The organism is Pseudomonas citri (assembly GCF_025336485.1).
GTDB classification, from domain to species: domain Bacteria; phylum Pseudomonadota; class Gammaproteobacteria; order Pseudomonadales; family Pseudomonadaceae; genus Aquipseudomonas; species Aquipseudomonas citri.
The window spans coordinates 48,177-69,835 of record NZ_JAODAB010000029.1; the positions used below are offsets into that span (position 1 = coordinate 48,177).

The 21,659-nt window shown below is 62.6% G+C and carries 18 protein-coding genes; 13 read left to right on the plus strand and 5 right to left on the minus strand.

Features of this window, described 5'->3' with window-relative positions; genetic code table 11:
* The first annotated feature begins 26 nt into the window (after positions 1-26).
* The 12 genes from N4Q37_RS23950 (at position 27) to N4Q37_RS24005 (ending at position 15,054) form a co-directional block, all read left to right on the plus strand.
* On the plus strand, positions 27-1,196 hold the full coding sequence (locus N4Q37_RS23950; protein WP_260962284.1) for an alginate biosynthesis protein Alg44: 1,170 nt from the start codon (positions 27-29) through the stop codon (positions 1,194-1,196).
* Between the two features lie 15 nt (positions 1,197-1,211).
* The gene (gene algK, locus N4Q37_RS23955) at positions 1,212-2,711 is read left to right on the plus strand and encodes an alginate biosynthesis TPR repeat lipoprotein AlgK (RefSeq protein ID WP_260962286.1); all 1,500 of its coding nucleotides are present in this window, start codon (positions 1,212-1,214) and stop codon (positions 2,709-2,711) included.
* A gap of 5 nt (positions 2,712-2,716) precedes the next feature.
* Positions 2,717-4,201 (plus strand): alginate export family protein, encoded by a 1,485-nt coding sequence (locus tag N4Q37_RS23960; RefSeq protein WP_260962318.1) that lies wholly within the window; start codon positions 2,717-2,719, stop codon positions 4,199-4,201.
* 26 nt (positions 4,202-4,227) lie between these two features.
* Positions 4,228-5,817 carry a mannuronan 5-epimerase AlgG gene (gene algG, locus N4Q37_RS23965; RefSeq protein ID WP_260962288.1) on the plus strand — a complete coding sequence of 530 codons (1,590 nt, stop codon included), beginning with the start codon at positions 4,228-4,230 and terminating at the stop codon, positions 5,815-5,817.
* A gap of 11 nt (positions 5,818-5,828) precedes the next feature.
* On the plus strand, positions 5,829-7,277 hold the full coding sequence (locus tag N4Q37_RS23970) for an alginate O-acetyltransferase (RefSeq protein ID WP_260962290.1): 1,449 nt from the start codon (positions 5,829-5,831) through the stop codon (positions 7,275-7,277).
* A gap of 11 nt (positions 7,278-7,288) precedes the next feature.
* Positions 7,289-8,425, plus strand: coding sequence for a mannuronate-specific alginate lyase (locus N4Q37_RS23975; RefSeq protein WP_260962292.1), 1,137 nt, complete (start codon positions 7,289-7,291; stop codon positions 8,423-8,425).
* A gap of 121 nt (positions 8,426-8,546) precedes the next feature.
* Entirely contained in the window at positions 8,547-10,112 is a 1,566-nt protein-coding gene (locus N4Q37_RS23980) for an MBOAT family O-acyltransferase (protein WP_260962294.1), read from the plus strand.
* An 11-nt stretch (positions 10,113-10,123) separates the two neighbouring features.
* Positions 10,124-11,299, plus strand: a complete 1,176-nt coding sequence (locus N4Q37_RS23985) for an alginate O-acetyltransferase (protein ID WP_260962296.1) — start codon at positions 10,124-10,126, stop codon at positions 11,297-11,299.
* 14 nt (positions 11,300-11,313) lie between these two features.
* Positions 11,314-11,979 carry an alginate O-acetyltransferase AlgF gene (locus tag N4Q37_RS23990; protein WP_260962298.1) on the plus strand — a complete coding sequence of 222 codons (666 nt, stop codon included), beginning with the start codon at positions 11,314-11,316 and terminating at the stop codon, positions 11,977-11,979.
* Positions 11,980-12,106: 127 nt separating this feature from the next.
* Positions 12,107-13,558, plus strand: a complete 1,452-nt coding sequence (locus N4Q37_RS23995) for a mannose-1-phosphate guanylyltransferase/mannose-6-phosphate isomerase (protein ID WP_260962300.1) — start codon at positions 12,107-12,109, stop codon at positions 13,556-13,558.
* Positions 13,559-13,729: 171 nt separating this feature from the next.
* The gene (locus N4Q37_RS24000) at positions 13,730-14,194 is read left to right on the plus strand and encodes a multidrug transporter (protein WP_260962301.1); all 465 of its coding nucleotides are present in this window, start codon (positions 13,730-13,732) and stop codon (positions 14,192-14,194) included.
* Between the two features lie 35 nt (positions 14,195-14,229).
* Entirely contained in the window at positions 14,230-15,054 is an 825-nt protein-coding gene (locus N4Q37_RS24005) for an SDR family oxidoreductase (RefSeq protein WP_260962303.1), read from the plus strand.
* Between the two features lie 88 nt (positions 15,055-15,142).
* On the opposite strand, the gene N4Q37_RS24010 is transcribed toward N4Q37_RS24005, so the two are convergent.
* The 4 genes from N4Q37_RS24010 to N4Q37_RS24025 are packed head-to-tail and all read right to left on the minus strand — an operon-like array spanning position 15,143 to position 19,901.
* The gene (locus N4Q37_RS24010) at positions 15,143-16,021 is read right to left on the minus strand and encodes an efflux RND transporter periplasmic adaptor subunit (protein WP_260962305.1); all 879 of its coding nucleotides are present in this window, start codon (positions 16,019-16,021) and stop codon (positions 15,143-15,145) included.
* Between the two features lie 10 nt (positions 16,022-16,031).
* The gene (locus tag N4Q37_RS24015) at positions 16,032-16,232 is read right to left on the minus strand and encodes a DUF1656 domain-containing protein (RefSeq protein WP_260962306.1); all 201 of its coding nucleotides are present in this window, start codon (positions 16,230-16,232) and stop codon (positions 16,032-16,034) included.
* On the minus strand, positions 16,222-18,414 hold the full coding sequence (locus N4Q37_RS24020; protein WP_260962308.1) for an FUSC family protein: 2,193 nt from the start codon (positions 18,412-18,414) through the stop codon (positions 16,222-16,224). The genes N4Q37_RS24015 and N4Q37_RS24020 overlap by 11 nt, the downstream gene beginning before the upstream one ends.
* A 14-nt stretch (positions 18,415-18,428) precedes the next feature.
* Positions 18,429-19,901 (minus strand): efflux transporter outer membrane subunit, encoded by a 1,473-nt coding sequence (locus tag N4Q37_RS24025; protein ID WP_260962310.1) that lies wholly within the window; start codon positions 19,899-19,901, stop codon positions 18,429-18,431.
* Positions 19,902-20,090: 189 nt separating this feature from the next.
* Here N4Q37_RS24025 and N4Q37_RS24030 point away from each other — a divergent pair, with 189 nt between their 5' ends.
* A complete protein-coding gene (locus N4Q37_RS24030; RefSeq protein WP_260962312.1) occupies positions 20,091-21,059 on the plus strand; it encodes a LysR family transcriptional regulator in 969 nt (322 codons plus the stop codon).
* A 33-nt stretch (positions 21,060-21,092) separates the two neighbouring features.
* Here N4Q37_RS24030 and N4Q37_RS24035 read toward each other — a convergent pair whose 3' ends face one another.
* Complete coding sequence (locus tag N4Q37_RS24035) at positions 21,093-21,350, minus strand: hypothetical protein (protein WP_260962314.1); 258 nt, start codon at positions 21,348-21,350, stop codon at positions 21,093-21,095.
* Between the last annotated feature and the right edge of the window lie 309 nt (positions 21,351-21,659).

The following is a 21,659-nucleotide window of genomic DNA, read 5'->3' on the forward strand; positions in this document are numbered from 1 at the left end:
AATGAATTAACCAGGAAATCGCCCCTATGAATACCGCCGTGAATGTCAACGTAGTGCATGAATCCGAAGCCCAGCGCCAACACGCCCGAGTGAAAATCCCGGCCAAGTTGCGTTTCTTCGGCCCCGACCGGACGCCCATGGAAGTCAAGGTCCTGGACCTGTCCGCCGGTGGCCTGAGCTTCAATGCCGGTCAACTGCCCCTCAAGGTCGGCGAGGCCTACAAGGGTCGCCTGCAATTCGTCATCGACAACCTGGGCCTGGCCATGGACGTGGAACTGCAGATCCGCTCCCACGACCGCCAGACCGGCCGCACCGGCTGCCAGTTCCAGAACCTGGAACCACGGGACATCTCGACACTGCGCCACATCATCACCTCGCACCTGGCCGGCGACATCGTCGGCGTTGGCGATGTGCTGGCGACCCTGCAACGCGACAACTTCACCAAGGCGCGCAAGCAAAAAGACGAAAGCGGTGGCATGAGCGCCTTTGGCCGCCTGCGGGCCGTGACCTTCAGCCTGGGTGTGTTCGTCGTTGGCCTGACGGCGTTCGGCTTCGTTTTCAAGTCGGTGTACGGCATGTACTTCGTCAGCCACGCCCAGGCGGGCCTGGTGAACGTACCGGGCATGGCCATCACCATGCCTCGCGACGGCACCGTGCAAAGCCTGGTCAAGGCTGACGGCGTAGCCGCCAAGGGCGCCCCGCTGGCCACGTTCAGCACCAGCATGCTCGACGTGCTCAAGGGCCACCTGGACGACAACCAACTGCAACCGGCCAAGGTCGAGGAATTGTTCGGCAAGCAGATGACCGGCACCCTGACTTCCCCGTGCGACTGCATCGTGGCCCAGCAACTGGTGTCCAACGGTCAGTACGCCAGCAAGGGCGACACGATCTTCCAACTGGTCCCACGGGGCACCGAAGCCAACATCGAGGCACGCTTCTCCTATCGCCAGTTCGGCGACGTGCGCCCAGGCACTGCGGTCAGCTTCCAGGTGGCCGGCGAAGACGTCACCCGTACCGGCAAGATCGTCAGCAGCACCAGTCTGAAAAGTGAAGACCTGTCCTCCGATATCCGTGTGCTGATCAAGCCTGACGAACCCCTGGACAGCTCGCTGGCCGGCCGTCCGGCAGAAGTTCACAGCGACCGGGGCCCGAACCTGGGCTGGCTGATCGACAAAGCCATGGCCGTCGGTATTTAAGTCGAGGATATGCCCGTGACCATTATAAAAATCCTGAACACCCCACAGACCCTGTGGGAGCGACGGTTCGGCGACCCGAATTGCTCGCGAAAGGATCAACGCGGTCAGGATGATTTGCCGCAAGCGCGTTCCCACCTGGGAACATTCTGTGCCCTGGCATTGGCCGTCAGCCTGGCCGGTTGCGCCGGGCTGCCCGACCAACGCCTGGCCAACGAAGCCCTCAAGCGCGGCGACACGGCGCTGGCGCAGCAGAACTATCAGCGACTGGCAGACCTGGGCTACAGCGAGGCCCAGGTGGGCCTGGCTGACATCCAGGTGGACAGCCATGATCCCGAGCAGATGAAGAAAGCCGAGGCGACGTATCGCGCCGCGGCCGACATCTCGCCACGGGCCCAGGCGCGCCTGGGTCGCCTGCTGGTGGCCAAGCCAGGCTCCACCGAAGCGGAAAAGCACGAAGCCGAAGGTCTGTTGAAGAAAGCCTTCGCCAACGGTGAAGGCAATACCCTCATCCCGCTGGCGATGCTGTACCTGCAATACCCCCACAGCTTCCCGAACGTCAACGCCCAGCAGCAGATCAGCCAATGGCGCAGCGCCGGCTACCCGGAAGCGGGCCTGGCGCAGATCCTGCTCTATCGCACCCAGGGCACCTACGACCAGCACCTGGACGAAGTGGAAAAAGTCTGCAAGGCGGCACTGGCCACCACGGACATCTGCTATGTCGAACTGGCCACGGTCTATCAGAAACGCGGCCAACCGGAACAGCAGGCTGAACTGCTCAAGCAGATGCAGGCCGGTCATGCCCGCGGTGTCGTGTCCGCCCAACGGGTCGACAGCGTCGCTCGCGTCCTGGCCGACTCCAGTCTGGGCAAGACCGATGAAAAAACCGCGCAGTCGCTGCTCGAAGGCATCGCTCCCGGCTACCCCGCTGCCTGGGTCAGCCTGGCGCAACTGCTCTACGACTTCCCCGAACTGGGCGACGTCGACAAGATGATGCAATACCTGGAGAACGGTCGCGCCGCCGACCAGCCGCGTGCCGAGCTGCTGCTGGGCAAGCTGTACTACGAAGGCAAGTGGGTGCCGGCCGACGCCAAGGTCGCCGAAGCGCACTTCCAGAAAGCCGTTGGCCGCGAAGTGGCCGCCGACTACTACCTCGGCCAGATCTACCGCCGCGGTTACCTGGGCCAGGTGTACTCGCAAAAAGCCCTGGACCACCTGCTCAAGGCCGCCCGCAACGGCCAGAACAGTGCCGACTACGCCATTGCCCAGCTGTTCTCCCAGGGCAAGGGCACCAAGCCCAACCCGGTCTACGCCTACGTGTTCAGCCAGTTGGCCAAGGTCCAGAACACCCCGCAAGCGAACGAGCTTGCCCAGACCCTCGAAACACAACTACCGCCGCAGCAGCTTGCCCAAGCCCAACGCCTGCTACAACAAGAGCAGGCCATTCGTGGCGCCATGAGCCCCGATACGCTGGAACTGCAAGCCCTGAAAGAAGATGACGGCGAGGAACAACTATGAAGCCCTTGAAGCTCAATCCTTTTGTAAAGGCCGGTATTGGCCTGTCGTTTGCCCTGCTGTGGTCTTGCCCGACCTTGGCGGCACTGACCGAAAGCAAGAATTTCGGCCTGGAAGTGAAGATCACCGGCCAGTCCGAAGATGACCGCGACCTCGGCACCCAGAGCGGTGGCGACGTCAACGGCGTCGGCCTGGACCTGCGTCCCTGGATCTATGGCGAAAGCGGCAACTGGAGCGCCTACGCCATGGCCCAGGCCGTGACCTCCACCGACGTCATCGAGACGGACACCCTGCAACAGTCCGATGGCAGCACCCAGCAAACCGACAGCGGCGACCGCGAAGCCAAGAAAAACTACCTGGCCATGCGTGAATTCTGGATTGGCTACAGCGGCCTGACCCAGTACCCGGGCGAGCAGCTGAAATTCGGTCGCCAACGCCTGCGCAACGATGACGGCCAATGGCGCGACACCAACATCGAAGCCCTGAACTGGACCTTCGACACCACCTTGCTGCGGGCCAACCTCGGCGTCGCCGAACGGTTCAGCGAATACCGCACCGACCTCAAGGAGTTGTCGCCCAAGGACAAGGATCGCCTGCACGTCTACGGCGACGTGGGTTACCAATGGATGCCAGGCCAGTGGGCCAGCATCCGCGCCCACCACACCCATGATAACGGCAGCCTCGACTACCCGACCCCGGGCGAACCCACCGACACCCTGGACAAGACCCAGAACGGTGACATTTCCTGGCTGGGCCTGGAAGCCAACAGCGACGCCTACAACTGGCGCAACACCAACACCGTCAACTACTGGGCCAGTCTCACCGGCATGACCGGCGACAGCGACACCGTCAACCCGCTCAACGCCGACGGCACGCGTCCGGCGCAAGCCAAGCGCAGCGAAGACCTGAACGGCTGGGCCACTGACCTGGGTATCCGCCTGCGCCTGGACCCGCAATGGCAAGTCGGTGCGGCCTATGCCCGCGCCAGCGACGAGTACCAACAGAACGGCCTGCAAAGCAACCGTTCGAACTTCACCGGCACCCGTTCGCGCGTGCACCGTTTCGGCGAAGCGTTCCGTGGCGAAATGGCCAACACCCAGAGCGCCAGCCTGTTCGGTTCCTGGCAACTGCGTGACGAATACGATGCCAGCCTCGTGTACCACAAGTTCTGGCGCGTGGACGGCAACAAGCCCGTGGGCAGCAATGGCATCAACGCGGTGGAAAACAACACCGACGACGTGACCGGCGCGATCCTGTCCACCTCGACCCTGCCGCTGCGCGATGGCGACAAGGACCTGGGCCAGGAAGTCGACCTGGTGGTCACCAAGTACTTCAAGCAAGGCCTGTTGCCGGCGGCACTGAGCCAGTCCATCGATGAGCCGTCGGCGCTGGTGCGCTTTCGTGGCGGCGTGTTCAAGCCGGGCGACGCCTACGGCAAAGAGGTCGATTCGTACATGCATCGCGCCTTTGTCGACGTGATCTGGCGCTTCTGATGCAAATGGCCATGGGAGTGCCCGAAATGAACCGCTACCTCAGGAACAGCCAGGCGATGAAAGGTTCGCTCAGCCTGTTGGTCGCAGCCATGCTGCTGGCCGGCTCGCCGGCGTTCGCCAACGTTGAACCGGCGGTCAAGCCGGGCAACGTGGTCAAGGAACTGCAACGCGCCAAGACCTACACCGTCAACAGTGCGCCGACCGCGCCACTGGAGCTGGCCAAGCCCACCCTGCCCGACCTCAAAGGCTTCACCGCCGAAGCGGCCGCGGCAAAAATCGTCCGCGCCAAACCCGGCAAGACCAGCGTGCGCCGGATGATGCAGGAAAACGCCCTGAAGGACTTCATCGGCGGCGACAACAAGATGGCCGAGTGGGTGGTGCGCCAGCACGGTATCCCACAGGCCATCTTCGTCGACGATGGCTACATGAACTTCAAGGACCTGGCCAAGAAACAGCCCAAGTACATCATCGAAACTTCGCCAGGCGTCTACCTGGCGAAGATCCCGATCGTGGTCGGCCAGAAAGGCATCCTGGAAATCGACAAACAGACCCAGGAACTGCGCTTGTCCCAGGAAGGTGGCTCGTTCCTGGTCAACGACGGCCAGTTGTTCATCCGGGACACCAAGGTCACCGGTTGGCGCGAGAAGGACAATGGCCCGGCCACGTTCCGCTCGCCCAAGGAGTTCCGTCCGTTCCTGCTGTCCTGGGGCGGCACCGAAACCTACATCGTCAATACCAAGATGGCCAGCTTCGGCTACTCCAACAGTAAGTCGTACGGGGTGAGTATTTCCCAGTACACGCCGAACATGGCCAAGGTCCTCAAGCGCCCGGAACCAACCGGCTGGATCATCGGTTCCGAGTTCTCGGACATGTGGTACGGCTTCTACTGCTACGAAACCCGCGACTTCGTGGTCAAGAGCAACACCTACAAAGACAACATCGTCTACGGCATCGACCCCCACGACCGTTCCCATCGGCTGGTCATCGCCGACAACACCGTCTACGGGACCAAGAAAAAGCACGGGATCATTATTTCCCGTGAGGTCAACGACAGCTTCATTTTCAACAACCGCAGCTACGACAACAAACTCTCGGGCCTGGTGATCGACCGGAACAGCGTGAACAACATCATCGCCTACAACGAGATCTACAAGAACCACACCGACGGCATCACGCTCTATGAGAGTGCGGACAACCTGCTGTGGGACAACAAGGTGATCAGCAACCAGCGCCACGGCATCCGGATTCGTAACAGCGTGAACATTCGCCTTTACGAAAACGTGTCCATGGCCAACGGCCTGACCGGTATCTACGGCCACATCAAGGACCTGTCCGACACCGACCGCGACATCAAGCTCGACCCGTTCGACGCCGAGGTCTCGCTGATCGTCGTGGGTGGTGAACTGGCTGCCAACGGCAGTGGTCCGCTGTCCATCGACTCGCCGTTGAGCGTCGAGCTGTACCGCGTGTCCATGCTCGCGCCGACCAAAACCAGTGGCATCAGCTTCACGGGAATCCTGGGCGAACGCCAGGACGAAATTCTCGACCTGCTGGTGCGCCAGCAGAAAGCCGTGCTGATCGACCCCGTCGAACGCCAGACCGAAATGCGGGACTGAGGATGACCTTTATGAACCCCCAAATGATCAAACTCCTGGGCCTGTCCGCCCTGACTGCCGGCATCCTGGCCGCTGCAAGCGGTGCGCGCGCCGATGAAATCAAGGCGCCGACTTTCACTGCCGAACCGTGCTGCAACCTGTGCCCTGCCGCCCATGATGCGAAAAACTACACCACGCGCTACCAGCAGAACTTCACCACGCTGGTGCAAGCCCAGGGCGACTGGCTGTTCCGGACCCAGGAAGACCTGCGCACCGAGTTCAGCACCACCCCGGCCGGCTACAAGCGCATGCAGCAACTGCACGATGCGTTCAAGGCAAAGGGCGTCGAGCTGGTGATCGTCTACCAGCCGACCCGTGGCCTGGTGAACCGCAACAAGCTCAACCCGCAGGAAAAAGCCAGCTTCGATTATGAGAAGGCCCTGACCAACTACAAGGGCATGCTCGGCCGTTTCGCGCAGATGGGCTACGTGGTGCCGGACCTGTCGCCGCTGACCAACGAAAACCAGCCCGAAACCCTGCCGGCCCACGACTTCTATTTCCGTGGCGACCAGCACTGGACCCCCTACGGCGCCCAGCGCACGGCCAAAATCGTCGCCGAGAAGGTCAAGCAGATCCCGGCCTTCGCCGACATTCCCAAGCGTGAGTTCGAGACCAAGAAGTCCGGCCGCATGGGCAAGACCGGTACCTTGCACAACATGGCCGGGCAACTGTGCGGCACCAGCTATGCAATCCAGTACATGGACCAGTTCACCACCGAGCCGAAAGGCGAAGCCGGTGACGGCGACCTGTTCGGCGATTCCGGCAACCCGCAGATCACCCTCGTGGGTACCAGCCACAGTGGCAAGAACTACAACTTCGCCGGTTTCCTGGAAGAAGCCATCGGCGCCGACATCCTCAACGTGGCCTTCCCCGGCGGCGGCTTCGAGGGCGCGATGATCCAGTACCTGGGCAGCGAAGAATTCCAGAAGAACCCGCCGAAGATCCTGATCTGGGAATTCTCGCCGCTGTACCGCCTGGACCAGGAAACCATCTACCGCCAGATGATGGCACTACTGGACAACAACGGCTGCGAAGGCAAGCCGGCCCTGATGAGCAGCAAGACTGCGCTCAAGCCCGGCAAGAATGAATTGATGGTCAACAGCAAGAACATGGACCTGCGTAACGGCAGTCACCAAGTCGACATACGTTTCGCCGACACCTCGGTGAAAACGTTGCAAGCCACCCTCTGGTACATGAATGGGCGCCACGAGGATATCAAGATCGAAAAACCGAATACCTCGGACACCGACGGACGTTTCGCCTTCCAGTTGCGCACCGATGAGGACTGGGCTTCGCAAAACCTGCTGGCCGTTGAAGTCCAGGGTCCCGAAGCCGGTGCAGCGCCACAGCAAATCGAAGCGAAAGTCTGCAAACGCAACGTCTCTGTGCAAGCCGAACAAACGGCTCAAATCGGACAATGAGGTCTCGTCTCATGACCAGAACCACGCGTACCCGAACGTTGAAAAACCTGTTGGCACCGTCCCTGCTGGCCCTGGCGATGTTTGCCGGGACCACGCAGGCCGCGGCGCCGCTGCGCCCGCCACAAGGCTACTTCGCGCCGATCGAGAAGACCAAGGTCGGCGCCCCGGCCCAGGGTTGCGACGCGACTCCGACGCCTTACACCGGCGCCTTGCAGTTTCGCAGCAAGTACGAAGGCTCCGACAAGGCCCGTGCGACGCTGAATGTGCAATCGGAAAAGGCCTTCCGTGACAGCACCGCCGACATCACCAAGATCGAGCGCGGCGTCAGCAAGCAAGTGATGCAGTTCATGCGCGACGGTCGCCCCGAGCAACTGGACTGCACCTTGAACTGGCTGACCGCTTGGGCCCAGGCCGATGCGTTGATGTCCAAGGACTTCAACCACACCGGCAAGTCCATGCGCAAATGGGCCCTGGGCAGCATGGCTTCGGCCTATGTGCGCCTGAAGTTCTCCGAGTCCCGCCCTCTGGCCACGCACCAGGAGCAGGCACAACTGATCGAAAACTGGTTCAGCCGGATGGCCGACCAGGTGGTCAGCGACTGGGACAACCTGCCGCTGGACATGACCAACAACCACTCGTACTGGGCGGCGTGGTCGGTGATGGCCGCGTCCGTGGCGACCAACCGTCGCGACCTGTTCGACTGGGCCGTCAAGGAATACAAGGTCGGCGTCAACCAGGTCGACGCCGACGGTTTCTTGCCCAACGAACTCAAGCGCAAGCAACGGGCCCTGTCCTACCACAACTATGCCCTGCCGCCGCTGGCGATGATCGCCAGCTTCGCCCAGGTCAACGGCGTGGACCTGCGCCAGGAAAACAACGGCGCCCTCAAACGCCTGGCCGACCGGGTACTGGCCGGCGTGAAGGACCCGGACATCTTCGAAGAGAAGAACGGCGAAAAGCAGGACATGAAGGACCTGAAGGTCGACTCGAAATTCGCCTGGCTCGAACCGTTCTGCAGCCTCTACACCTGCTCCGAGGATGTGCTGGAACGCAAGCACGAGATGCAACCGTTCAAGACCTTCCGCCTCGGCGGGGACCTGACCCGGGTGTATGACCCTGCGCGGGAGAAAGGCGAAAAAGGAAGTTGATGCCATCTCTCCTGCCTGGCAGGAAAGTGGTCTGTTTGGAATGCAATAACCCCCCGGTTTTCATGGGGGGGTTTGGGGGGGCCTTGGCCCTTGACTGTTGATTCAACAAGGAGAGATCGGGATGGTATTTTCATCCAACGTGTTTCTGTTCCTGTTCTTGCCGATCTTCCTCGGCTTGTACTACTTGAGCGGGCAACGCTATCGCAACCTGCTGCTGCTGGTCGCCAGCTATGTGTTCTATGCCTGGTGGCGGGTGGACTTCCTGGCACTGTTCGCCGGCGTGACGCTGTGGAACTACTGGATCGGCCTGAAGGTTGGCGCCGCTGGCGTGCGCACCAAACCGGCCCAGCGCTGGCTGTTGCTCGGCGTGGCGGTAGACCTGTGCATCCTGGGCTACTTCAAGTACGCCAACTTCGGCGTGGACAGCCTCAACGCGATCATGACCAGCTTCGGTCTCGAACCGTTCATCCTGACCCACGTGCTGTTGCCGATCGGGATCTCGTTCTACATCTTCGAGTCCATCAGCTACATCATCGACGTCTATCGCGGTGACACGCCGGCGACCCGCAACCTGATCGACTTCGCAGCGTTCGTGGCGATCTTCCCGCACCTGATCGCCGGTCCCGTGCTGCGTTTCCGTGACCTGGCCGACCAGTTCAACAACCGCACCCACACCCTGGACAAGTTCTCCGAAGGCTGCACGCGCTTCATGCAGGGCTTCATCAAGAAAGTGTTCATCGCCGACACCCTGGCGGTGGTCGCCGACCACTGCTTCGCCTTGCAGAACCCGACCACGGGCGACGCCTGGCTCGGCGCCCTGGCCTATACCGCGCAGCTGTACTTCGACTTCTCCGGCTACAGCGACATGGCCATCGGCCTGGGCCTGATGATGGGTTTCCGCTTCATGGAAAACTTCAAGCAGCCCTACATCAGCCAGTCGATCACCGAGTTCTGGCGGCGCTGGCACATCAGCCTGTCCACCTGGCTGCGCGATTACCTGTACATCACCCTGGGCGGTAACCGCCAAGGCACCCTGATGACCTATCGCAACCTGTTCCTGACCATGCTGCTCGGCGGCCTGTGGCACGGCGCGAACATCACTTATGTGATCTGGGGCGCCTGGCACGGCACCTGGCTGGCCATCGAAAAAGCCGTAGGCATCAACACCACCCCACGCAGCATCAACCCGATCCGCTGGGCCCTGACGTTCCTGCTGGTGGTGATGGGCTGGGTGATTTTCCGTGCCGAGAACCTGCACGTGGCCGGTCGCATGTACAGCGCCATGTTCAGCTTCGGCGACTGGTCGCTCTCGGAACTGACCCGCGCCAACCTCACCGGCCTGCAGATCGCCACGCTGGTGGTGGCCTACATCACCCTGGCCTTCTTCGGCCTGCGGGACTTCTACACCAACCGTCCGCCGCTCAAGACCAAGCCTGAAGTGAACACCCAGGCCGATGGCCCGGCGACCGCACAGCCGGGGATGATCAAAGCCGTACCGGGCGACAACCCGTCGACCATCCACGAGCCGGGCTACACCGTGGGCGTCGAAGCCCAGGTGCAACCGGCCTACTGGACGGTGGACTGGTCCCGCTACGTGATGCGCGCTCTGGTGCTGCTGTTGTTCATCGCCTCGATTCTCAAACTCTCGGCGCAAAGCTTCTCGCCGTTCCTTTACTTCCAGTTCTGAGGGATCTGACCATGACCCGCTCATTACGCATCTTTTACATCGCACTGTTCATGCTGATCCTGACAGCACTGGGCCTGTGGTCGATGCGCAGCTTCTTCGGCTTCAGCACCAACCCCGATGCGACCGTGCTCAACGGTCGCTGGGCCAAGGCCGTGGAAACGCACTACGACGATGAGTTCCCGATCAAGCGCCTGGGCACCAACCTCTGGGCCGCGCTGGACTACAAGCTGTTCAACGAGGGCCGCAAAGGCGTGGTCCTGGGCCGCGACCAGTGGCTGTACAGCGACGAAGAGTTCAACCCGATCGTCAACGAAGAGCTGAACCTGCAAGGCAACTACGCCCTGGTCGAAGGCGTGCGCCAGAAGCTCAAGGAACAAGGCATTACCCTGGTGATGGCGATCGTGCCGGCCAAGGCACGCCTGTACCCCGAGCACCTGGGCGAAGTGAAGCCGGCCAGCATCCACGCCAACCTCTACCAGGATTTCCACGCCCGTGTGGCGGCGGACAAGATCATCGCCCCTGACCTGCTCGGCCCGCTGCAACAGGCCAAGCAGAACGGCCAGCAAGTGTTCTTGCGCACCGACACCCACTGGACCCCGGAAGGCGCGCAGGTTGCCGCCGAGAAGCTGGCCAAGGCCATCGCCAAACGCACGCCGCTCAACGGCGAGCCGCAGCGTTTCGTCACCGAACCCGGGGAAAAAATCACCCACAAGGGCGACCTGCGTCAGTTCCTGCCGCTGGACCCGCTGTTCGAAAACCTGATGCCAGCCCAGGAGCCGCTGGTCAAGCGCAACACCCGCGAAGCCGACGATCAGCCAGCCGGCGACGACGCGCTGTTCGCCGACGCCCAGGTGCCCGTGGCCCTGATCGGCACCAGCTACAGCGCCAACCCTAACTGGAACTTCGTCGGTGCACTCAAGCAGGCCCTGCACAGCGACGTCGTGAACTACGCCGAAGACGGCCACGGCCCGGTTCTGCCGATGCTCAGCTATCTCAAGAGCGATGCCTTCAAGAACAGCCCGCCACAGGTGCTGATCTGGGAGTTTCCTGAACGTTATCTGCCTGTAAACAACGAAATCGGCGACGCCGACCCGCAGTGGGTCGCAGAGCTCAAACAAGCCGGCGCCCGCCAACAGAATGTCGCCGCCAACACACAATCCGAGACGCCCGACCGGGCGCAAAACTGAAAGAGAGGTCCACCATGACTTTCAACACTACTCCTCGCCGTCTCGCTGCCCGTTCCTTCAAGGCTGTGGCCCTGGTCGCCAGCATGAGCGCCCTCTCGCTGTCCGCCTTTGCCGGTGACTCGGCCCTGTACGGCCCTGTCGCACCAAAAGGTTCGAGCTTCGTGCGGGTCTACAACGCCAGCAACGCTGAAGTCAGCACCACCGTCGGCAGCACCAACATCAGCGATGTGGCACCCTTGGCCAGCAGCGATTTCAGCTTCATGCCCGGTGGTGACTACAGCGCCAAGGTCGGCAGCCAGACCGTGCCGGTGAAACTCGCCGCCGATCACTATTACACCCTGGTCAACAACGCCAGCGGCCAGCCGCAGTTGATCGAAGAGCCGCCGTTCAAGAACAAGCAGAAGTCCCTGGTCCGCGTGCAGAATCTCACCGACAAGGCACTGACCCTCAAGACCGCCGACGGCAAGACCGAAGTGGTACCGAACGTGGCGGCCAAGGGCCGTGGCGAGCGTGAAATCAACCCGGTGAAAGTGAGCCTGGCGCTGTTCGAAGGCGACAAGAAAGTCGGCGACCTCAAGCCTGTGGCCCTGGAGCGCGGCGAAGCGGCCGTGCTGTACGTCACCGGCTCCGGAAGCAGCTTGTCGCCGGTCTGGGTAAAGCGTCCAGTTTCAACCCGCTGATGGATTCGCTCGATTGACGCTGTATCTCCGTGGGAGCGAGGCGTCATTCGGGCACGGAACAAAAACAAGAGTGAAACGACAGAACGCAGTAGCTCTATAACCATTACGCTTCAAAGGAGTAACACACATGATTCCGGTGATCTTGTCAGGTGGTAGCGGCTCACGTCTTTGGCCGCTTTCGCGCAAGCAATTCCCTAAACAGTTCCTGGCCCTGACCGGCGAACACACCCTGTTCCAGCAGACCATCGAACGCCTGGTGTTCGAAGGCATGGACACCCCGATCGTGGTCTGCAACAAAGACCACCGTTTCATCGTCAACGAGCAGTTGAGCAACCGCAAGCTGGAAGCCCAACGCATCCTGATGGAACCGTTCGGACGCAACACCGCGCCCGCCGTGGCGCTGACCGCGATGATGCTGGTCAACGAAGGCCGCGACGAGTTGATGCTGGTGCTGCCGGCCGACCACGTCATCGAAGACCAGAAAGCCCTGCAACGCGCCCTGGCCCTGGCCACCGTGGCCGCCGAGCGTGGCGAAATGGTGCTGTTCGGCATTCCGCCGACCAAGCCGGAAACCGGCTACGGCTACATCAAGTCGACCAACGATGCGCTGTTGCCTGAAGGCGTGAGCCGGGTTTCGCACTTCGTCGAAAAACCCGACGCCAAGCGTGCCACCGAGTTCCTCGAGGCCGGCGGTTACTTCTGGAACAGCGGCATGTTCCTGTTCCGCGCCAGCCGTTTCCTCGAAGAGCTGAAAAAGCACGATCCGGACATCTACGACAACTGCATGCTGACCCTGGAGCGCAGTGAGCAGACCGCGGATACCGTGACCCTCGACGAAGCCACCTTCGCCTGCTGCCCGGACAACTCCATCGACTACGCCGTGATGGAAAAAACCCAGCGCGCCTGCGTGGTTCCGCTGGCGGCCGGCTGGAGCGATGTCGGTTGCTGGGCGTCGCTGTGGGAAGTCAATGCAAAAGACCCCAACGGCAACGTCACCAAGGGCGACGTGGTGATCCAGGACAGCCGCAACTGCATGGTCCATGGCAACGGCAAGCTGGTGTCGGTGATCGGCCTGGAAAACATCGTGGTGGTCGAAACCAAGGACGCCATGATGATCGCCCACAAGGACAAGGTCCAAGGCGTGAAACAACTGGTCAACACCCTCAATGCCCAGGGTCGTACCGAAACCCAGAACCACTGCGAAGTCTATCGTCCGTGGGGCTCGTACGACTCGGTGGACATGGGCGGTCGCTTCCAGGTCAAGCACATCTCGGTCAAGCCGGGCGCGTGCCTGTCGCTGCAGATGCACCACCACCGCGCCGAACACTGGATCGTGGTCAGCGGCACCGCCGAAGTGACCTGCGATGAAAACGTGTTCCTGCTCACCGAAAACCAGTCGACCTACATCCCGATCGCGTCGGTTCACCGCCTGCGCAACCCGGGCAAGATCCCGCTGGAAATCATCGAAGTGCAGTCCGGCAGCTACCTGGGCGAAGACGACATCGAGCGTTTCGAAGACATCTATGGTCGCTCCACCCCGATCGAGCGCGGCGTCTCGGTGAAAACCATCGCGCAATAACGCTCAGCAAAACGAGAAGCCCCCGTCCAGCCCACTGCGTCCCCTATCCGCAGCGGGTTGGGCGGGGGCTTTTTGGCTTTGTGCGGGGCCAATATCATCGTGTCGATCCCTTCGGTAGGATGTCACTAGTGGCCTGTACGATTAGCCACTGGGATCACGGAGGTTTTCGCCATGCTCATCGGTGTCTTGCTGGTCATCACCTGGCTCATCCTGCTGTTGCGCTACCCGGCCAAGGCCTTGCCGGTGTCGCTGGCGGCGTTCATCGGCCTGGGGCTGGTGGCGGCGTGGGTGGTCTGGCAGGAAAACCGCGAGACCCGGCAACTGGCGCGCCTGGAGCTGCGCATCACCTACGCCCCCGAACACTGCCCCGCCGACCGGCCCTTGCTGTTGCACATGAACAACGGCAACGATGCACCGCTGACGGAACTGCGCTGGCGGATCGCGGCCTATGCGCCCGGCGACACCACCAACCTGGCCGACACGCCCTACAGCGCACCGCGCTACCACGGCCCGGGTGAATTGCAGGCCGGCAAGGATTGGCAAGACTGCCTGCCCCTGCCGCCCCTGCGTCCCGGCTATCGCCCGCAGACATTGGAGTTTCGCGCCGAGCGATTGCGAGGTAGTTTCTCCAACTGATTGCCCCTTTCATTTCTTGCACAAGGACCTGCGCCATGCCCGTCGCGTTGATCACCGGATGTTCCAGCGGCATCGGCCGCGCCCTCGCCGAGGCCTTCAAGGCCGCCGGCTATCAGGTCTGGGCCAGCGCGCGCAAGGCTGAGGACGTGGCCCAGCTCTCGGCCGCCGGGTTCACCGCCGTGCAATTGGACGTGAACGACGGTCAGGCGTTGGAGCTGCTGGCCGAACGGATCAACCAGCAACATGGGGGCCTGGATGTGCTAGTCAACAACGCTGGCTACGGCGCCATGGGGCCGCTGCTGGACGGGGGCGTAGCGGCCCTGCAACGGCAATTCGAAACCAATGTGTTCGCCATCGTCGGCGTCACCCGCGCACTGTTCCCGGTGCTGCGCCGGGCCAGGGGGCTGGTGGTGAACATCGGCAGCGTTTCCGGGGTATTGGTCACGCCGTTTGCCGGCGCCTATTGCGCCTCGAAGGCGGCGGTGCATGCCTTGAGCGATGCACTGCGCATGGAACTGGCACCGTTCGGCATCCGCGTGATGGAAGTCCAGCCCGGCGCCATCGCCTCCAGCTTCGCCAAGAACGCCGGCCACGAAGCCGAACGACTGATCAGCGAACAATCACCCTGGTGGCCCCTGCGCAACGGCATCCGCGCCCGCGCCAAGGCCTCCCAGGACAACCCGACCCCCGCCAGCGAATTCGCCGCCGGCCTGCTCAAAGCCGTGCAACAGCCCAAGCCACCGCGCCTGCTGCGCCTGGGCAATGGCAGCCGGGCACTGCCGTTGATGGCCGGATGGCTGCCCAAGGGGGTGCTGGAGAAGGGGTTGATGAAGCGGTTTGGGTTGGGTGGGGAGTTGTAGTCGCTGCACAAGTCGGTAGGAACTGTGGGAGCAAAGCTTGCTCGCGACCGCGTCCGCACAGTCAACATCGATGCTTGCCGGCCCACCGCTATCGCGAGCAAGCTCGGCTCCCACAGGCAGGCTCGACCACCACCGTGCAAGTCATCCCCGCGGCGAGCAGCACGCCGTCCGGTACCTGATCCAAATGAATGCGCACCGGCACCCGCTGGGCCAGGCGGACCCAGTTGAAGGTCGGGTTCACGTCAGCGATCAGCTCGCGGCTTTCGGGGTTGTCGCGGTCGTAGATGCCTCGGGAAATACTCTCCACATGCCCCACGAGCACCTCGCCGCTCATGAGCTGCAACTGCGCCGAGTCGCCGACGCGCACCTTGGGCAGCTTGGTCTCTTCGAAGAAGCCATAGACCCAGAACGAATTCATGTCGACCACGGCCATCTTGGCCTCGCCGATGCGCGCGTAGTCGCCCCGGTGCACATTGAGATTAGTCACATAGCCATCCACCGCCGCACGCACGTCAGTGCGGGAAAGGTTCAACTCCGCCGCTTCCAGCTGCGCCTGGGCGTGCTGATAGTCGGCCAGGGCCGAGTCGGCGAGGTTGCTGGCGTCGTCGCGGTTTTCCCGGGAGATCACCAGGCTGTCCAGGTCGGCACGCCTGTGGGCGTTGACCTGGCGCATTTCCCAGGTGGCCTTGCGGGACGCCACCAGGGCCCGCGCCTGCTTCACCGCAAGGCGATAATGCTCGGGGTCGATGCGCATCAAGAGGTCGCCCTTGCGCACCAACTGGTTATCACGCACCGGGACTTCGACCACCTCGCCACTGACGTCGGCCGCGACGTTGACGACGTCGGCCCGCACGCGGCCATCGCGGGTCCAGGGGTCGTTCATGTAATGCACCCACAATAAACGACCGATCCACAACGCCAAGGCCAGCACCAACAAGGTCGCCAACAGGCTGAAAAACTTTTTCATCGCATCGATCTCAACGGTAGACCGTCAGCGCCAGCGCGCCGAACAGACAGGTAAACAGACTCAGGCGCAGCAACGCCGGGTGCCAGAAGAAGCGGTACAGGTCCAACCCCGACAAGAAGCGATCCAAGGCCCAGGCCAGGGCCGCGGCAATGAAGAACAGCAAGGTCATGGTGGGCATGTACACGCCATGGAAGGCGATCTCACGGGGCATGTTCAGGTTCCTGGAGCAGCGGTTTCGCATAGGCCGCCAAGGGCGACTGCGGGTCGAGCAACGACGTGCGGATGAAGTGCAGATAGCTTTTCACCCGACGCAGGGCCGACGTGTCGAAATGCGGGGCAAACGGCTCATCGGTGGCTTGTACCCGGCCAAGGGCGTGGTCGACCGCCACCAACGCGCGCGCCAGGTTGTTCGGCCCCGGCTGGCGGAACAACCGCACCAGCGCCCGCCCCATCACCCGGATCGACTGGCGCCAGGGCTGGCTTTGGGCATAGGCCGGGTGCACCGGCAGGATCGCCTGTTCCTTGCGCAACTCGATGATCGCGTGACCGACCTCCAGCACCACGAACATCCAGCGCAGCAAGCCCCGTTGCACCTGGGGTTGCCCCGCCGCCAGCCCATAGGCCTGATGCAGCAGGTCGCGGGTGCGGCTTTCGAAACCCGAGGCCAGGCCCTTGAGCCGGCCGCTGATGGCGAACACCACTTGCTCGCGCAGGTCCTGCTCGAGCCGGCGCCATAGCCAGCGGCTGTTGGGTGGCAGGATGATTGCCCCGGCAGCGGCGCACACCAGCATGCCGAGGACCATGGCGATGTAGTCATTGATGAAGGCGTAGGGGTTGTAGACCGTCAGGTTGTCCGGCACCGAACCCGTGGAGAAAAAGATCAGAAGTCCCAGCCCGACACCGGCGTATTGCGGTCGCGCGCTGAGGAAGGAACCGAGCATGATTACCGGGGCGAGCATCACACAGAGCAAGGGGAAGCCATCGATCAGCGGAAAGATGAAGAACATCTCGACGAATCCGATCAGCGCGCCGAACAACGTGCCGCATGCCATCTGGAAGGCCATGCGCTTAGGGTTCGGCGTGGCGGCCGACAAGCCCACGGTGGCGGCGGCGATCATCGTCATGGTCGCACCGCTCGGCCAGGCCGTGGCGACCCAGTAGCTGCCCAGCACCAGCAGGATGAAGGCGGCGCGAATTCCCGATGCCGCAGCCGCCAGCCAGTTGGTGCGGGGCACGAAGGGTTCATCCCAGCGTTCGCGTTCATGGCGATGCTCGGCCAGGGAGGCGTGGGTCAAGGCATAGCCGTGCAGGTCGTCGACGAAGCGATACAGCAGCTCGTAGGCGGTGTGGAAATCCAACTGATGCGCATCACTGGGGTGCGTTTCCTGGAACAGCGCCCGCAGCCGTCGCACCTGGGCCGGCAGGTCGGCTTTGTAGTCGGCCAACGCGATCGCCAGGCGTGCCGCATCGGCGTCGGTCAGGGCGCGGGCGCTGAAGCCGTCGAGCAGCTCAGCCAGGTTCTGCAAACCGGGCTTGATGGCGTTCACCGCCTGGTCCGCCGCGCTGCTGCGCAAGCGCTGCAACAGTTGATGCAAGGCGTTGAAACGGGTGGTGATGCCCATGAACTCGCTGTTCAGGCGACTGAGCCGGCCATTGCGTCGACGCATGTGCGGGTCTTCGAACACGGTGACGCTGCGCAGGCTTTCCAGGCCGACGGCCTCGGCGATGAAGCGCACGTTAGCGGCTTCGAACGCTTCCCGCTGGCTCCGCCCACGCAAGCCATCGGTGACGAACAAGGCAAACACCCCAAAGCGCTGGTACAAGGCGTTGCGCATGGCGGCGCTGGCGGTTTGCGGCAGGATCGCGGCGCTGACCAGGGTGGCGCAGAAAATCCCCAGGGAAATCTCCAGCACCCGCCACACGGCCGCCATGAACGCCCCCTGCGGATGGGCCAGGGCCGGCAGGCCGATCATCGCCGCGGTGTAGCCGGCCAGCACGAAACCATAGGCACGAAAGTTGCGGCAGCGCGCCGCCCCCGCCGAACAGATGCCGACCCAGATCGCCAGGCTGCCCAGGAACAGCTCGGTGTTCTGGGCGAACAAGGCGATCAGCGCCACCATCACCGACGAACCGGCCAGGGTCCCGAGCAAACGATAGAAACTCTTGGCGAACACCTGGCCGCTCTGCGGCTGCATGACGATGAACACCGTGATCATGGCCGTGCGCGGTTGTGGCAGTTCCAGGCGCATCGCCAGCCACAGCGTCAGGAACGCAGCCAACAGCACCTTGCAGATATAGACCCAGGTCACCCCGTCGCTGCGGGCCCAGTCGAAGAAACCACGGCGCCATTCAAGACGGGAGAGCCCGCGTGCGGGGGCAAACAAAGACGTCACCAAGGGCTCCTTCCTCACCGGGCATGACTCATGCCAGGGACATCACTGCCGGCCTCCAGCCCACCGCCCAATGCCGTCACCAGATCGGCATGCGCACTCAGGCGCGCGGCCTCCACCTGTTGTTGCACCTCTTGTTGCTTGAACAACAGGGTCTGGGCGTTGAGCACGTTGAGGTAGTCGGTGAGCCCACGCTGGAACGCCACCATTGCGATGTCGTAGGTGCGTTGCGCGGCAGCCACCGACTCGGCGGCGAAAGCCTGCTGCTTGGCCATGGATTCACGGCGGATCAACTGATCGGAAATGCTCTTGAGGGCATTCACCAGCGTCTGGTTGTAATGCGCCACGGCGACGTCATAACCGGCGGCCGCCTCCCCCAACTGCGCGCGCAGGCGACCGCCGTCGAAAATCGGCAGCGACAGGGCCGGTCCGACGCTGTAGTTGAATTTCTTCCCGGTCAGGAACTCCAGCGCACCGCCGCCAGTGGCCATGAAACCCAGGTTGGCCACCAGGTCGACGTTGGGATAGAAACCGGCACGGGCCACATCGATGCCCCGAGCCTGGGCCGCCACCTGCCAGCGCCCGGCCACCACGTCAGGACGCTGGCCCAGCAATTCGGCAGGCAAGGCCGAAGGCAATTTCAAGGGCGCCCCAAGGGCCAGCGTCGGTCGCTGCAAGCCGGCGCCCTCCCCTGGCCCCTTGCCCGCCAGTGCCGCCAATTGATTGCGGCTCAGGGCAATGGCTTCGTCCAGGGCGTCGAGTTGCCGATGGGTCTCGGGCAGCGGCGCCTGGGCCTGGCTGACTTCGAAATGGGTGCCGATGCCGCCGTCCAGGCGCTTTTTTGCCAGGTCGAGGATCTGCTCTTGTTGCTCAAGGGTGGCGACCACGATGTCGCGTTGGGCGTAGTGCAGCGAAAACCGGATGTAGGCGCGCACGACGTTGTTCTGCAACTCCAGTTGCGCCTGGCGCGCTTCGGCCACGCTGACGTGGGCCAGGTCGACGGCCCGTTCGCTGGCGTTGCGCTCACGGCCCCACAGATCCAGGGCGTAGCTCAGGCCGATCCCGGCATTGTTGTCCCAGGTGGTGGTATTGGCCAAGTCGCCAGGCCCATAGAACGGGTCGGTGGGCCAGTTGTGACGCTTGAGGGTCGATTGCCCGTTGATCTGCAGCGACTCGGCGGCCTCGGCGACACCGGCCATGGCCTTGGCCTGCCGTACTCGCGCAGCCGCCATGGCCAGGCTGGGGCTGTCTTGCACGACCAGCTCGACCCAGCGATCCAGTTGCGCATCGCCATAAGCTTTCCACCACTGGCGCGCGGGCCAATGGGCATCGCGAGCTGCCTCGCGGATCGCGGCATCGGTGGCCAGTCGATTGGCTGGCAGTACCTCGCCTTGCGGCGCAATTCCCCCTGTCCCGATACAACCGCTGATGGTGAATGTCAGAACCCAAACACTGAGAGTCTTCAGCTCTCTGCTGATGCAACGCGGCACTTGCGCAAAATTCCTAGGAGAGAAAATCGGGGAGCTGTGGGAGCCGAGGCAATTCTAGGCATCGCCCTCCCCGGCGATAAGCCGACCTTTGTGCGAATCTTTGTTACCGTTAACGCGATAATCCATAAGTCGGGTCCCGCATCTCTGTAACTTCATGTCACAATTTGCCACCTCCCAAGAGAGCCCTCCATGGACACCTTGCAAAACATGCGCGCGTTCAGCTGTGTGGCCGAAGCCGGCAGCTTCACCGCTGCCGCCGCGCAACTGGACACCACCACGGCCAACGTCTCGCGCGCGGTTTCCAACCTGGAAGCCCATCTGCAAACCCGCCTGCTCAACCGCACTACCCGCCGCATTGCCCTGACGGAAGCCGGCAAACGCTATCTGCTGCGTTGCGAGCAGATCCTGGCGTACGTCGAGGAGGCCGAAGCCGAGGCCAGCGACGCCCATGCACGCCCCGCCGGGCAACTGAAGGTCCATACCATGACCGGTATCGGCCAGCATTTCGTGATCGACGCCATCGCCCGCTACCGCAAGACCCATCCGGACGTGACCTTCGACCTGACCCTGGCCAACCGGGTACCGGACCTTCTCAACGAGGGTTACGACGTTTCCATCGTGCTGGCCAGCGAACTGCCGGACTCCGGTTTCGTCTCCCAACGCCTGGGCATCACCTACAGCATCGTCTGCGCATCGCCGGCCTATGTGAAAGCCAACGGCTGCCCGCAAAAGCCCAGCGACCTGCTCAACCACGCCTGCCTGCGGCTGGTCAGCCCGGTGATTCCGCTGGAAAAATGGGGGTTCGATGGCCCGGAAGGCCCGGAAATGGTCACCATCAACAGTTCACCGTTTCTGGTGAATTCCGCCGATGCCATGAAAACCGCCATCATCAGCGGCATGGGAGTGGGGATATTGCCGGTGTATGCGGCCATCGAAGGCCTGCGCAACGGCACGCTGGTGCGGGTCATGCCCAACTACCGCTCCCAGGAACTGAACCTCTATGCGATCTACCCTTCGCGCCAATACCTGGACGCGAAGATCAAGACCTGGGTCGAGTACCTGCGCGGCTCGTTGCCGGAAATCCTTACGGCGCACCAGGCTGAACTGATCGCCTATGAACTGAGTGGAAGCCTGGCGGGCGCGCGGATCGCCCATTGAATTGGGCCGCCGCGAGCCAGGGCTGGCCTGGTTTCAGCGCTTGCCCATCGAACGCCGCGTACCGGGTGGCGCCGCCCCCGGGGTCTTGGCATGGCCGTCCTTGCGACCATTCCTGTAATACGGCTGTTGAGCGGCGTCCTTGGCCGCGGCCAGCTCGCCGGGCTTGAAGGGGAACTTGAACGCCGGGATCGCCGCCTTGACGTTCTCGGCGCTGCCAGCAACGTTGTCCGGCAAATCAGCCTGTTCGCCGTTGGAAGATTCGTCCATGGGCGAAGGTGTCGGGGAAGTCATGTGGGCTCCGGAAGTGCTCGCAGGCGAGCCAGGAAAAAAGACGACAGTATACCTGCCGGACACCGGGGCGTACCGGACAGATTCGACCGGCACCATAAGTCCGACACGCGCCCAAGATGAAACTGACAAGCCTGTCAGCATGCATCACCTTCCTGATTGGCTCCCAACGCTATATAAGACGGATAGAAATTTTTCTGTTCTGAACCGGCTCTTCGCATCCATGTCCATCCAGAAAAATCTATGGTCACCCCCATTTTTGCAATACTGATTAACGGGTGGTGTGGTTGGCTTGCTTAAATCTATCCGGCG